Origin of the sequence: Novimethylophilus kurashikiensis, assembly GCF_003112435.1 — a bacterium.
Lineage (GTDB): Bacteria > Pseudomonadota > Gammaproteobacteria > Burkholderiales > Methylophilaceae > Novimethylophilus > Novimethylophilus kurashikiensis.
On record NZ_BDOQ01000019.1, the window covers coordinates 24,184 to 37,414 of the forward strand.

Sequence of the window (13,231 nt, forward strand, 5' to 3'; positions counted from 1 at the left end):
GTCATGCTTGCCAGACTGATTCAATTTGCGCTTACCCAACGCTTGCTCATGTTGGTGCTTACTACCGTACTAGTGGGCGCTGGTGCTTATGCCTTCAAGGGGCTTCCTATCGATGCCTTCCCTGACGTCTCGTCGACGCAGGTCAAGATCATCATCAAGGCGCCGGGGATGACGCCGGAAGAAGTCGAGGCGCGCATCACCTCGCCGCTGGAAGTGGAAATGCTGGGCATTCCCAACCAGACCATGCTGCGGGCGGTGGCCAAATACGCGTTGACCGATATCACCGTGGACTTTGCCGACGGGACCGATATTTACTGGGCAAGACAGCAGGTATCTGAGCGATTGAATGCTGCCTGGAGCAATCTGCCCACTGACATCAGCGGTGGCATTGCACCCATGACCACCCCTCTGGGCGAGATGTTCATGTTTACCGTCGAGGGTGGAAACCTTAGCCTCGAGGAACGCCGTAGCTTGCTTGACTGGGTGATCCGTCCGGCCTTGAGAACCGTGCCCGGCGTGGCCGACGTGAATTCGCTGGGAGGATTGGTTCGAAGCTACGAAGTCGTTCCCGATAATGCCCGGATGTATGCCCGCGGCGTATCGCTCAACGATTTGCAGCAAGCCCTTGAGCTCAACAACCGCAATGACGGCGCCGGGCGCCTGGGCGACGGCGAGGAATCGCTGCTGGTGCGTTCGGAAGGCCGTTTCAAGGCGCTGGACGACGTGCGCAACACAGTGATCAAGAGCGAACAGGGCATGCCGGTGAGGATCAGCGACGTGGCCCAGGTGCGTATTGGTGCGATGACGCGATACGGCGCCGTCACTCGCAACGGGCAGGGCGAGGCAGTGGAAGGGCTGGTGCTGGGTTTGCGCGGTGCCAACGCCAAGGAAGTCGTCAACGGTGTGCGTGCCAAGTTGAAGGAGCTGCAACCGACCTTGCCCAAGGGTGTCACCACCCAGGTATTCTATGATCGCGGCGGACTAGTGGAACGAGCCGTCAGCACCGTGGCGCATGCCTTGTTCGAGGCGATCGTGCTGGTGGTGATCCTGCTGGTGCTGTTCCTCGGCAATCTGCGGGCGGCGCTCACCGTGGCGCTGTCCTTGCCTTTGGCTGCGCTGGTGACTTTCATCCTGATGCGTCAGTTCGGTATGTCGGCCAACCTCATGAGCCTGGGCGGTCTTTCCATCGCCATCGGCATGCTGGTCGATGCGGCCGTGGTGGTGGTCGAGAACGTCGTCTCGCATCTGGCGCACGGCGAGCAGTCCAAACTGCCGCGCCTGCATCTGATCTACCGGGCCGTGCGCGAGGTTAGCGTGCCGGTGACTTCGGGCATTCTCATCATCATTACCGTGTTCCTGCCGCTGCTTACGCTGCAAGGGCTGGAAGGCAAGTTATTTAGTCCGGTGGCGTTGACCATCGTATTTGCGTTGTCCGGCTCGCTGGTGCTGTCGTTGACGGTGATTCCGGTGCTGGCGTCTTTCCTGCTGGGCAAGGTGAGCCACGAAGAGCCATGGGTCGTACGCAAGGCGTTGCAGGCTTACGAGCCCTTGCTGCACTGGGCACTCAACCACGTGCGTATCGTCGTTGGAGCTGCATTGATAGCGATGGCGGCTACGGTGGTGGTGTACCTGCAAATCGGCAAGACCTTCATGCCGACCATGGACGAAGGTGACCTGATCGTCGGCGTGGAAAAGCTGCCCTCGATCAACCTCGACCAGACCACTCAGCTCGATATGCGGGTGCAACAAGCTATTCTCGGTAGCGTCAAGGATGTGCAAGGCGTGTATTCGCGGGTGGGATCGGACGAACTGGGACTGGACCCGATGGGCCTCAACCAGACCGATAACTTCTTGCTGCTAAAGCCGCGCGAGCAATGGCAATCCAAGGACAAGGCCGCACTGACCGACGAATTACGCAAGACTTTGAGCCAGATTCCGGGCATTGCCTACAGCTTTACCCAGCCGATCGAAATGCGCGTCAATGAAATGATCCTGGGCGTGCGTGGGGATTTGGCGGTGAAGATTTTCGGGACGGATATGGCAGTGCTGGACCAGAAGGCCCAGCAAGTCGTGAAAATCCTCGAAAGCATCAATGGCAGCGAGGACGTCTATACCCCGCAAAATGGCGGCGTGCAGTATCTCCGCGTAGATATTGATCGTCTGGCTGCGGGCCGCCTCGGTTTCAATATCGCCGATGTCGAGAACATTCTGCGTGCGCAGCTGGAAGGCAAAATGCTAGGCGTGGTGCAGGAAGGCGTTCGCCGCACGCCGGTGCTGCTGCGTGGTGGAGAGGCGCTACGGGCGTCTCCGGCAGATTTCGCCAACTTGATGCTGACGCTGCCTAACGGCACCAACGTGCCGATCTCCGCAGTCGCCAAGCTGGAGCGTGTGGAAGGCCCGGTCAAGATCGACCGTGAGCGCGGGGCGCGCATGGTGGTGGTAGTCGCCAACGTCAAAGGCCGCGACCTGGTAGGTTTTGTCGAGGAGGCCAAGCGTCGCGTGCAGGCTGAAGTGACGACGCCGGAAGGCTATTCCATGAAGTGGGGCGGGCAGTTCGAGAACCAGCAACGTGCCGCTGCACGACTTTCTATCGTGGTTCCGATTGCCATCGGCATGATCTTCCTGCTGCTGTTTGCCACTTTCCATTCGGTGCGGCAATCGGTGCTGATCTTGTCGAACATTCCGTTCGCCATGATTGGTGGCGTGTTCGCCTTGTGGATCTCCGGCGAATACCTTTCGGTGCCGGCCTCGGTCGGGTTCATCGCCTTGCTGGGGATTGCCGTATTGAACGGCGTGGTGATGGTGACCTATTTCAACCAATTGGCGGCGCATGGCATGAATGTCGCTCAGGTGGTGATCGAAGGCGCCAAGCGCCGGCTGCGTCCGGTGCTGATGACCGCCAATATCGCGGCCTTTGGCCTCATCCCGTTGCTGTTCGCCACCGGTCCGGGTTCTGAAATCCAGCGTCCATTGGCCATCGTGGTGATCGGCGGCCTCGTTACCTCGACCGCGCTGACCTTGATTTTGCTGCCTATCCTGTATCGCCGCTTTGGCGTGGAGCGTACGAAATGAGTGCTTGTGTCCTGATGATTTTCGCGCCTCCTGCCCTGGAGGAGACCCTGGTTGACTGGCTGCTGGAAAACGAGTCCGTCAGTGGGTTCAGCACTATGCACGGGTATGGGCATGGTGCCAATACCTCGGCGATGTCTTTGCTTGACCAAGTGGCGGGCCGCCAGCGCAAGGTGGAATTCATCGTCTCTACCACCGAGGCGGTGGCTCAGCAGCTGGTGGCGGGGTTGCGCGAGAAATTTGCAGGTAGCCGCCTGCATTACATGGTGATGCCGCTCGTTAGCGAAGGTACGATCTAGTCGCTCTCCCATTGCCTGCAGGGCGAACACCTACTGCAAAACTGCAGTGGAAGAATCCAGATACTGCTCGAAAACGGCGGCCGGCATCGGCTTGCCGTACAGGAATCCTTGGGCGATCCGGCACCCATGCGCCAGCAGGTAGTTGGCTTGCTCTTCGCTTTCCACACCCTCTGCGATCAGCTCCAGGTTAAGGGCATGCGCGATGGAAATCATGGCCTTGACCAGCTCTGCCTTGTCTCGCTGGTGGGCGATGTCTCGCACGAATGAACGATCGATCTTGATCTGGCTTACCGGGAAGCGGTTCAGATAGCTCAATGCGGAGTACCCTGTGCCGAAATCGTCGATGGAAATCGCCAAGCCCATCTCATTAAAACTCTTGAGCATTTCGAGGACATGATTACTGTCGTCGAGTAGCAAGCTTTCGGTAATTTCCAGTTTCAGCCATTCCGGCTTGCATTCTGTTTCTATCAACGTGGCGCGCACTGTGGCGACCAGGTCGTTTTGAATGAACTGGCGCGTGGAGAGATTGACCGCCACGCGTAACGGATGCTCTCGCCCCTCATTCCAACGTACTGCGGCTTGGCAGGCATTCAGCAAGGCCCACTCGCCGATGCCCACGATCAACCCTGTTTCCTCTGCAATGGGGATGAATCGGTCTGGGGTGACCATGCCCTCCTGGCGATTCCAGCGCAACAAGGCTTCCGATCCGATGATCTCGCCTGTTGCCAGGTCTACCTGAGGTTGGAAGTACAGCTCCAACTCGTTGTGCTTGATGGCGCGGCGAAGGGCGGCTTCGAGTTGCATTCGTTCGGATGAACGTGCGGTGAGCTCGCGGGAATAAAACTGGAAATTGTTCCGGCCCATTTTCTTCGCGTGGTACATCGCGGAATCGGCATATTTGAACAACGCGTCGATTTCAGCGCTATCGCCTGGATACAGGGCGACGCCTACGCTGGTGGAAATAAACAGTTCGCGTCCGGCCAGTTGGAAGGGTTGCTCGAAAGCCGACAGTATCTTGCGCGCCACGGTCGATAGATCGCTGTCTTGCCGGATTTCCGGCAGCAAAATGGCGAATTCATCGCCTCCCAGGCGGGCTACCGTGTCGTAGGCCCGGATACTGGTGCTCAAGCGGTGTGCGACTTCCCGTACCCCAACTGATCGCAGGCACGCTTATTGACGTAATCGAACCGTGACGTGCCTATTTCCGTCAGGAAAGCGCTTTCATTAACACGATCCAGCGCATAATGGAGCAGGAGCAATTGACGCTGTGCCGCTTTTTCCTCTGTCACGTCACGGGCGAACCCGACCGTACCTAACAGCTTGCCATCGACCACGACGGGCGCCTTGTAGGTTTCGATCCACGTGGGACGTCCCTTGTTGACCAGCTTCTCGACCACGGCTTTCTGGCGGCCGCTGCGCAACACTTCGAGGTCGTCGCGCATATAAGCCTCGGCATCTTCACGCGGCCAGTAGTCGAGATCCGTTTTGCCGAAGAAATCCTCAGTGGAAATCCCTTGCGCGGCTTCGACATAAGGCTTGTTGACGGCCAGCAATCGGCTCTCCGGATCCTTGAGCCAAACCATGAAGGGGAAGTTGTCCAGCAGCGCACGTTGGTACTGTTCCTTGGCCCGCAATTCGTCCTCGAGACGTTTGCGCTCGGTAATGTCGCGTGCCACCCCGAGTACGCCGACAACCTTGCCGTCGGTATCGTAAAGCGGTGTCTTGGTGGTTTCCCATAGCGCCTGACGGCCGTCCGGGTGATAGGTCACCCATTCTTCGTTCGTGCGCGGTCCGGCCATCGCGATGGCCTCACGGTCTTGCTGAAGGAAGAATTCGGTCAATTCTCGGGTGTTGAAATCGAGGTCGGATTTTCCGATCATGCCCTCCACGCTTTGACCATAGACATTAGCAAAAGCGGTATTGCAGGCGAGGAAGCGGCCGAACGTGTCTTTAAGCCATACGGGGTCGGGGATGGTGAGCAGCAAGGTGCGAAGCCGCAGGGCCTGGTCCTCGAACGCTTTTTCTGCCGCTTTGCGGTCCGAAATATCCCGTGCCAGCGCGAGGTTGAAGCCTTTCCCGCCATATTCAAAATAGTTGGCGCTGATTTCGACAGGGAACGTTTTGCCGGTTTTAGGCCGGTGCGATCTTTCCAGGGTGATGGAGCGAGCTTGCTTGAGATCGCTCCAATGTTTTGCCCATTCTTCGGCGGAGCAATCGGCATCGATGGCCAAAACGCTCATTTTCAGAAGCTCAGCCTTGCTATAACCCAGGATGCGACAGGTCTCGGCGTTTACGTAGTGCAGGCGGCCAGCTTCATCAATGAGAAAAGCGGATTCCCGCACATGGTTCAGCGCGAAATCCATGAGTTCCAGCTCTTCCGTGGTGCGTTTACGCTCCTCGATCTCTTCTTGCAGCCAAAGGTTGTGCTTGGTCAGCTCTGCTGTACGCTCTGCTACTTGTTGTTCCAGGGTTTCGCGATAGCGCTGTAGTTCCTTGTTTTGGATTTCCAGCTGGCGTTGAAGCCGATAGCGCTGGATTTGCGTTTCCACGCGCGCCAGGACTTCTTCAATTTGGAACGGCTTGGTGATGTAATCGACAGCGCCGGCCTTGAACCCGTTGAGCTTGTCGTTGATATCGTTGAGCGACGTCATGACGATCACCGGGATGCCTAAGGTGGCCGGGTTTGCCTTGAGGCGTCGGCATACTTCCAAGCCGTCGATGCCCGGCATCATGACATCCAGCAGGATGACATCGGGTTGCACGTACTCCGCACGCATCAATCCTTCTTCGCCATCTTGAGCAATCAAGATATTGATGCCGAAGCTCTCCAGCGATTCCACTACTACCCCGAGGTTAGCGGGCAGGTCGTCGATAATGAGGACGGTGCTTCCCTCGATACTCGATGCAGAGCGCTCAACGGCATTCGGTGCATTATTGTGTGACGCGACAAATGGAGTCGGGCGGTCCGATGGTTGCATCATGAGCGAGCGGCCTTTGTCTGGGCATTTCTTGTAATTGGAAACGGGACGATACGCCAAAGCATGGCGATTTCAAATCCCTTGCCTTTGCAGCAGTTCCTCGAAGGCTGTTGCCGGAATGGGTCTGCCGTAGAGGTAGCCTTGCGCTACGCCGCAGCCGTTGGCCAGCAAATAATTCGACTGTTCCTGGGTTTCCACGCCCTCCGCTACCAAGGTGAGATGCAAGGCCTGGGCGATGGAGATCATGGCTTTTACCAGTTCTGCCTTGTCTTCGTTGGTGGGAATGTCGCGCACAAACGAACGGTCGATCTTGAGCTGGCTCACCGGGAAACGATGCAGGTAGCTGAGCGAGGAGTAGCCGGTGCCGAAATCGTCGATGGAAATCTCAAGCCCCAGGCCGTGCAGGGCCGTCAGCTTTTCGAGAATATCCTGGTCGTCATCGAGCAGCAGGCTTTCTGTGATTTCCAGTTTCAGCCATTCAGCCTTACATTGCGTGGCTTCAAGGATGCGGACGATGTCGCCGACGAGGTCGTTCTGGATGAATTGGCGGCTGGATAAATTCACAGCGACTTTCACGTTGCCCTGTTTGCGGTCTTGATTCCACTTGGTCGCGGCGCGACAGGCGGATTCCAGCACCCACTCGCCGATGCCCACAATCAACCCGGTTTCCTCCGCCACTGGAATAAAGCGGTCGGGCATGATCATGCCCTGATCTTTCTGGTTCCAGCGCAACAGGGCTTCGGTTCCGATGATACGGCCGCTGGCAATATCAATCTGCGGCTGGAAATAAAGCTCGAATTCTTCGTTCTTGCGCGCCTTGCGCAATGCGATCTCGAGCGCCATTCGCTCGGCGGAACGCACCGTCAGCTCTTCGGAGTAGAACTGGAAATTATTGCGGCCTTGCTGTTTGGCGTGATACATCGCTGAATCCGCATAACGGAACAGGGTGTCGATATCACTGCTGTCGAGCGGATAAAGTGCAATGCCGATGCTGCACGAAATGAAAATCTCCTTACCGGCGATATTGAACGGCGGTTCGAAGCAGCCGAGGATTTTCTGGGCGATGTTGGTGAGATCGTCGCTGTCGCGCATGGCAGGCAGCAGCAGGGAAAACTCGTCGCCTCCCAGGCGAGCCACGGTGTCGTAGCTGCGTACGCATTGCAGCAGGCGGGAAGCGACTTCCTTGAGCAACTCGTCCCCAATGTTATGGCCCAGGGTGTCGTTGATCTCCTTGAAACGATCCAGGTCCAGCATCATGAATCCGAATTGGCCTGCATGCCACGCAGCATCGGCAATGGATTGCTTGATGCGGTCGACCAGGAGCGCACGATTAGGCAGGTCGGTCAGCACGTCGTAAAAAGCCAGATGGTGGATGTTTTGCCGATATTCGTCGATTTCGGTGATATCCCGTCCAACGGCAAGCACGCTGACAATCTGTCCGTCCACGCCGAATTCAGGGGTGAGACGGATATAACTGACGGTTTGCTTGCCGTTGCCGGTGCGCCAGGCCAGCTCGAAATCGTCTGGGTTGCCGGTGTCGAAGACTCTACGGATTTGCTGCTCGAATTGCTCGAAAGCCTCGCCGCCAGGCAATTCGGAGGGCGTGCTGTTAAGGGCAGCCTCCCTCGAGACGCCCAGATCTTCCGTGGTTTTTGGATTGACGAAAATGCGTCGGCATTCGGCGTTGTAGCGGGTGATGGTGTCCGGCGTGTTTTCGATCAGCGAGCGCAATTCCTGTTGCTGCTGGAACAGGGTTTTTTCAGATTGTTCGCGTTCGATAGCGATGGAAGCAAGATGGCTGGCGCGGCGCACCAGTTCCATGTCTTCCGGACTGGGATACCCGGTTTTGCGCTGATAGATGCCGAACGTGCCCAGCAGTTTTCCCGTGGAATCGAAAATCGGTTCCGACCAGCTTGATAGCAAGCCTGCCGCGGTGGCGAGATGTTTGTAACGCGACCAATAGGGATGAGTACGAACGTCCTCCACAATCACCGTGTCCTTGCGCCATGCTGCGGTACCGCAGGAGCCGATCCCTTCGCCAATCGGCAAGTTGTCGATGGCTTCGCTGTAGTCCTTGGGCAGGCTTGGGCTATGTGTGGACAGTAAGTGTTTGCCTTCCGCGTCAAGTAGCATGATGCTGGCAAGAAAGCTGGGGCTGGCCTGTTCCACGTAAGTCACAATGAGACTCAGAATCTGGTTGAGCTCGCCGCCGCGTGCCATGAACTCGAAAATCCTCAGACGGATTTCCTCCAAGTGCTCATGGCGAATTAGTTCCGTCACATCGTGGCCGATTCCCAGGGTGCCGATAATCTCTCCGCGCGAGTCTCGTTCGGCGACGACCAGCAGCGATTCATAGCAGATGCGGCCGTCGGCCAATGTGAATTCCAGCAGGATTTCGGCCGGCATTCCGGTGTCCATCACATGGCGCAGCCGTGCCTTGAACTCGTCGGGAGAAATATTGGACGGTTTCCACAGGTCGTCCGGGCGTTTGTTCTGTGCCGCGCCGTAAGGCGTTCCGGTTTTAAGGTAATAGGCGGGATTGACGAAGGCACGCCGGCAATCGAGGTCGTAGCGGATGATCATGTCGGGCGAGTTTTCAGCCAGCGTGCGGAATTTCTGCTCGCTTTCGCGCAACACCGATTCGATATGCTTGCGCTCCTCGATCTCGCGCTGCAACAGTGCATTGCTGGAGCTCAATTCCACCGTACGTTGGGCTACCTGGTCCTCAAGCCACTCGCGGTAATGCCGCAATTCCCGGTTTTGCGCTTCAAGCTGTCGTTGCAGCTCGTGGAGCTTAAGATGCGTGGTAATGCGGGCCAGTACTTCGTTGAAGTCGAGCGGCTTGGTGATATAGTCCACGCCCCCTGCCTCGAAGCCTTCGACCTTGCGTTCAATCTCAGCGAGCGCAGTCATGAAGATCACCGGAATGTCGCGCGTGTCTTCGTCGGCCTTGAGTTTCTTGCAGACCTGAATTCCGTCGATGCCGGGCATCATGATATCCAGCAGGATCAGTTCTGGATGAACCAGGCGCGCCCGCCGCATCGCCTCTTCGCCATCCTGGGCCACCACGATGTTGAATCCACGGGCAGAGAGGCTGTCCTCGACCACGGCGATGTTCGTGGGCATGTCGTCCACGATGAGGATGGTCCGCGATTCCATTGCAGTGGGTATGTACTCGGTCATGATGAAAGTGTCCTCTGATCACCCCCTACCGGCGAGCTCAATCGTGGCGGCATGGATTCTTCAACCAATTGGAGCAGGGCTTTGGATTGATAGCGTTTAGCCAACGTGGACAACTGTTCCGCAAATGCTGTGTAACGCGGGTCTTGGGCGGTGAGTCCAGCGAGCCATTCCAGGATGTCCCGCATATTGCCGCGCAATGCCAGGTTGTGCAGTTGCGTCATTAGCTCGGGTGGCGGCAGGACGACCACCGAAGGCTGTATGGGAGCCTGAGCCTCGGGATGATCGCCGCGCCATTGCAATTGCAGCAATTCTGCCAGCGTGCGCAGACACGCATTGAAATCGATCGGCTTGGCAATAAACGCGTTCATGCCGGCGTCGAGGGCAGTCTGCCGGTGTTCATCCGAAATACTGGCTGATACCGCGACGATAGGGGTGTCTGCAAACTCCGGCCTCGAACGTAACCGACGGGTCAGTTCCAGGCCGTCGATGTCCGGCATGATCACATCCATGCAGATCAGGTCGGGGTGCTGCTGGAGCGCGATTTCCCAGGCCTCTTTTCCGTTTGCGGCTTCGGTGACGAGAAAACCCAGTTCCGAGAGTTTGTCGACCAGCAAAAGCCTGTTTTCTACGACATCATCGACGATCAGAATGTGGCGGCGCGGCCCCTCGTAGCCGACGATATGATGTTCGATAGCCGCCGGCAGGGCCTGATGGTCAAGGGCGTCCACCTTAAGTTCAAGCCAGAACGTGCTGCCTTGCCCTAAGATGCTATGCACGTTGATTTCCCCCCCCATCAGCCGCGCATATTCACGGCTGATGGCGAGCCCGAGCCCGGTGCCGCCAATACGGTGGCGCATGGTGCCCCCTTGTTCGAACGGCTGGAAGATGGCTTGCTGTTCCTCTTCTGCAATGCCTGGGCCGGTGTCGCTGACTTCGAAGCGCATGACGCCCTGTTTGTCCAGGGATACCCTGAAGATTACCTCCCCATGGTCGGTGAATTTGACGGCGTTGGACAGCAGGTTGAGCAGGATCTGCCGCAACCGCTTCTCGTCCGCGTGGATTACCTGGGGCAGGTCATCCGCGAACGCATGCCTGAAAACAAGTTTTTTCTGCGTGGCCTTGATGGCGACCATCTCGCATAACCCGTCCAGGAATCGGATAAACGGAATGTCGCTGGGATAGAGAACGGTTTTCCTGGCCTCGATCTTGGCGAAATCCAGGATGTCGTTGATCAGGTTGAGCAGGTGCTCACCGCTTTTCATGATCACGTTGATCGCCGTCGTCTGCCGTTCGCTCAAGCTCTTGTCTCGCAGCAGGATCTGCGCATACCCCAAAATGCCGTTGAGGGGCGTACGCAATTCGTGACTCATCTGGGCGAGGAAGTCGCTGCGGGCTTTGGCAAGTCGCTGGGCCTCTGCCAAGGCAGCTTCCCGCGCGGCTTCCGTGGCCTTGCGGTCGCTGATGTCGCGGGCAAAGCCGACCGTGCCGAGCACAGTGCCGTCCTCGTCCAGCACGGGGCTTTTGAAGGTTTCCATCCACACTTCACCGTTCGGGGTGGTCTGGATTTCTTCTGCGGTTTTCGACGTGCGCGAGGCCATTACTTGCAGATCGTCCACCCGCACAGTCTCTCCGATATCCGGAGCGTGCACGTCGAAATCGGATTTGCCGATCAGTTCCTGGGGGCGCAGCCCATGCGTGCTGGCCGCGGCCAGATTAATGGCCAGGTATCGGCTTTGTGTATCCTTGAGCCAGACCCACAAGGGCAGGGCGTCGATCAGGGTACGAAGGTAGCGGGCTTGCTGGCGTAGTTCGGCTGTGCGTGCCTGGATTTTCTGTTCCAGGCTGGCGTTCAGGGAGTGGATTTCCTCTTCGGCATGCTTGCGGGCGGTGATGTCGGAAAATACAGCCACGCCACCACGCACTTCACCGTTTTTGTCATAAAGCGGGCGTCCGGTAACGCTGAGCCAGCGCCCTTCGGCCAGCATCGGGTTACGCACGAAAATCTCCACGCCGTCGCGCGACTCTCCCTGAATCGCTCGGATGAGAGGCAATTCGGCCGTGGGGTAAGGCGTGACCTGGTCGGGCAAATACAGGCCGTAGTAGCGGCTCCAGTCAGCGGCATTCTGCATCGAATTCTTGATGCCCAGAATGTTTTTCCCCGCAGGATTCATGAGCACCAGTTCCGAATGCTCGTTTGCCACGGATACGCCATCTCCCATGCTGTCGAGAATGGATTGCAGGATTTCGGTTTGCTTCTCCAGCGCGGCTTGCGAACCGTGCAAGGCTTCGTTGACTGCGGCCAGCATACGGTGTGAGTGACGCAGGCGGAAGAGGAAGAACGTAATGCCCGCGAGCATGAAAATACTGCCGCCGAGTACGGTCCACAGCAAGCGTTGCCGCAATTCGCGTTGTTTGAGTTCTGCTGCCTGTTGTTCGTTGCGACGTTTCAATTCGTCGATTTGTTGTTTTTTGCCTTCGGTTTCGTAAAAATCCATCAACTCCAGTACGCGGCTGTTGATTTTCTCGCGGCTGATTTTATTTGCTGCCGTGGTCGCTTCAGATTGATAGGCATAGGCATGTTTGAAATCGCCCTGCATGGCTGTCAATTCGGCCATGCGCTGGGCGCTCTCGCTGATGTAAATGGACAAGCCGATCTCCTGCGACAGCCGGTAGGCATGCTCGGCATCGGCCTGGGCGGCTTTCATATTGCCCAATTTTTGTTCGTTGAGACTGCGGGTCAACAGCACGTACCGAAGACCGATCTTGTGCGGGTGTCGGTTGAAGATGGCAATGATTTCCGACAATATCGACTGGGCTTCGCGATACCTTCCCTGCGATAGCATCAATGTGACGAGAGCATGTTTGCTATGGGCGATGCCGATGGGGGTGCCGATTTCTGTGAATAATCGTATGGCCTCTCTCAGCGTAGCTTCGCCTTCTGCCCGTTGCCCCAGTTTTGCCTGCAGGCCGCCCATGCCGGTCAATGCATAGGCTTCCTGCATTTTCAGATTGGCGGTCTTGGCATAGGACAGCATTTCCGAAAAATGCGCGAGCGCCTGCTGCGGTTGGTCGCTCAAATCGAGAGAAACAGCCATCCCTTGATGGGCATAGAGCTGCACCAGGGGATTGGTGCTGCGCTTTGCGATTTCCATCGCCTGTACCGTCATTTTTACGGACTCGTCGATTTTCCCGACGCGCCGGTACATCATGGCCGCGCGCAGCATCGCTTCGCCCAGCAGGTCTGGGCGGTCTACGTCCTTGAGCAACTCCAGGCTGTGCGTGGCAGCCCGCTCTAACTCTTCGATATTGGATTGGTTGACGGCATTGAGCGCGATGTTCAATTCGGCCTCGGCCATATCAACGCGATCACCTGTTTGAGTCGCCAGTTGCAAGGCCTGCTGCGCATCCCTGCCTGCTGCTTCTGTTTCCGCAAGGTGGATTTCCGTACGAGCCAACAGGTTCAGTACGCGTGCGAGGTCGCCAGGAGCAACTTGATCGGGCAATGCATTTTTAAGCGCCATTGCCTGTTCATAAGCAAGGGGCACATTATTTTCTGCAAGTTGCCGGATTTGAATGATTTGTGCGCGCCAGTTTTCTGTCTGGTTGGCGGCCTGTAACGGATACGGCAGCAATGCTGCAAAAACAGCCAATGCTGCATGCAGCAGGAAGACAATGCGCGAATTGTCAGCGAGGCGGCGCATG

Annotated in this window: 6 protein-coding genes; 2 read left to right on the plus strand and 4 right to left on the minus strand. The window is 57.3% G+C overall.

Annotated elements, in window-relative coordinates; translation table 11 throughout:
* Positions 1-3: 3 nt before the first annotated feature.
* Together NMK_RS15295 and NMK_RS15300 are read left to right on the plus strand one after the other, a co-directional pair.
* Complete coding sequence (locus NMK_RS15295; protein WP_109016639.1) at positions 4-3,072, plus strand: efflux RND transporter permease subunit; 3,069 nt, start codon at positions 4-6, stop codon at positions 3,070-3,072.
* Positions 3,069-3,368 (plus strand): DUF3240 family protein, encoded by a 300-nt coding sequence (locus NMK_RS15300; protein WP_109016640.1) that lies wholly within the window; start codon positions 3,069-3,071, stop codon positions 3,366-3,368. The genes NMK_RS15295 and NMK_RS15300 overlap by 4 nt, the downstream gene beginning before the upstream one ends.
* A gap of 30 nt (positions 3,369-3,398) precedes the next feature.
* Here NMK_RS15300 and NMK_RS15305 read toward each other — a convergent pair whose 3' ends face one another.
* The 4 genes from NMK_RS15305 to NMK_RS15320 form a co-directional block, all read right to left on the minus strand.
* Positions 3,399-4,496: a putative bifunctional diguanylate cyclase/phosphodiesterase gene (locus tag NMK_RS15305; protein WP_265415776.1), complete on the minus strand. Its 1,098-nt coding sequence runs from the start codon at positions 4,494-4,496 to the stop codon at positions 3,399-3,401.
* Positions 4,493-6,349, minus strand: coding sequence for a PAS domain S-box protein (locus NMK_RS15310; protein ID WP_146187221.1), 1,857 nt, complete (start codon positions 6,347-6,349; stop codon positions 4,493-4,495). Before NMK_RS15310 ends, NMK_RS15305 begins: the two co-directional genes overlap by 4 nt.
* Before the next feature lie 69 nt (positions 6,350-6,418).
* Positions 6,419-9,529: an EAL domain-containing protein gene (locus tag NMK_RS15315; protein WP_109016643.1), complete on the minus strand. Its 3,111-nt coding sequence runs from the start codon at positions 9,527-9,529 to the stop codon at positions 6,419-6,421.
* Positions 9,526-13,230, minus strand: a complete 3,705-nt coding sequence (locus NMK_RS15320) for an ATP-binding protein (RefSeq protein ID WP_109016644.1) — start codon at positions 13,228-13,230, stop codon at positions 9,526-9,528. The genes NMK_RS15315 and NMK_RS15320 overlap by 4 nt, the downstream gene beginning before the upstream one ends.
* Position 13,231: the final 1 nt, after the last annotated feature.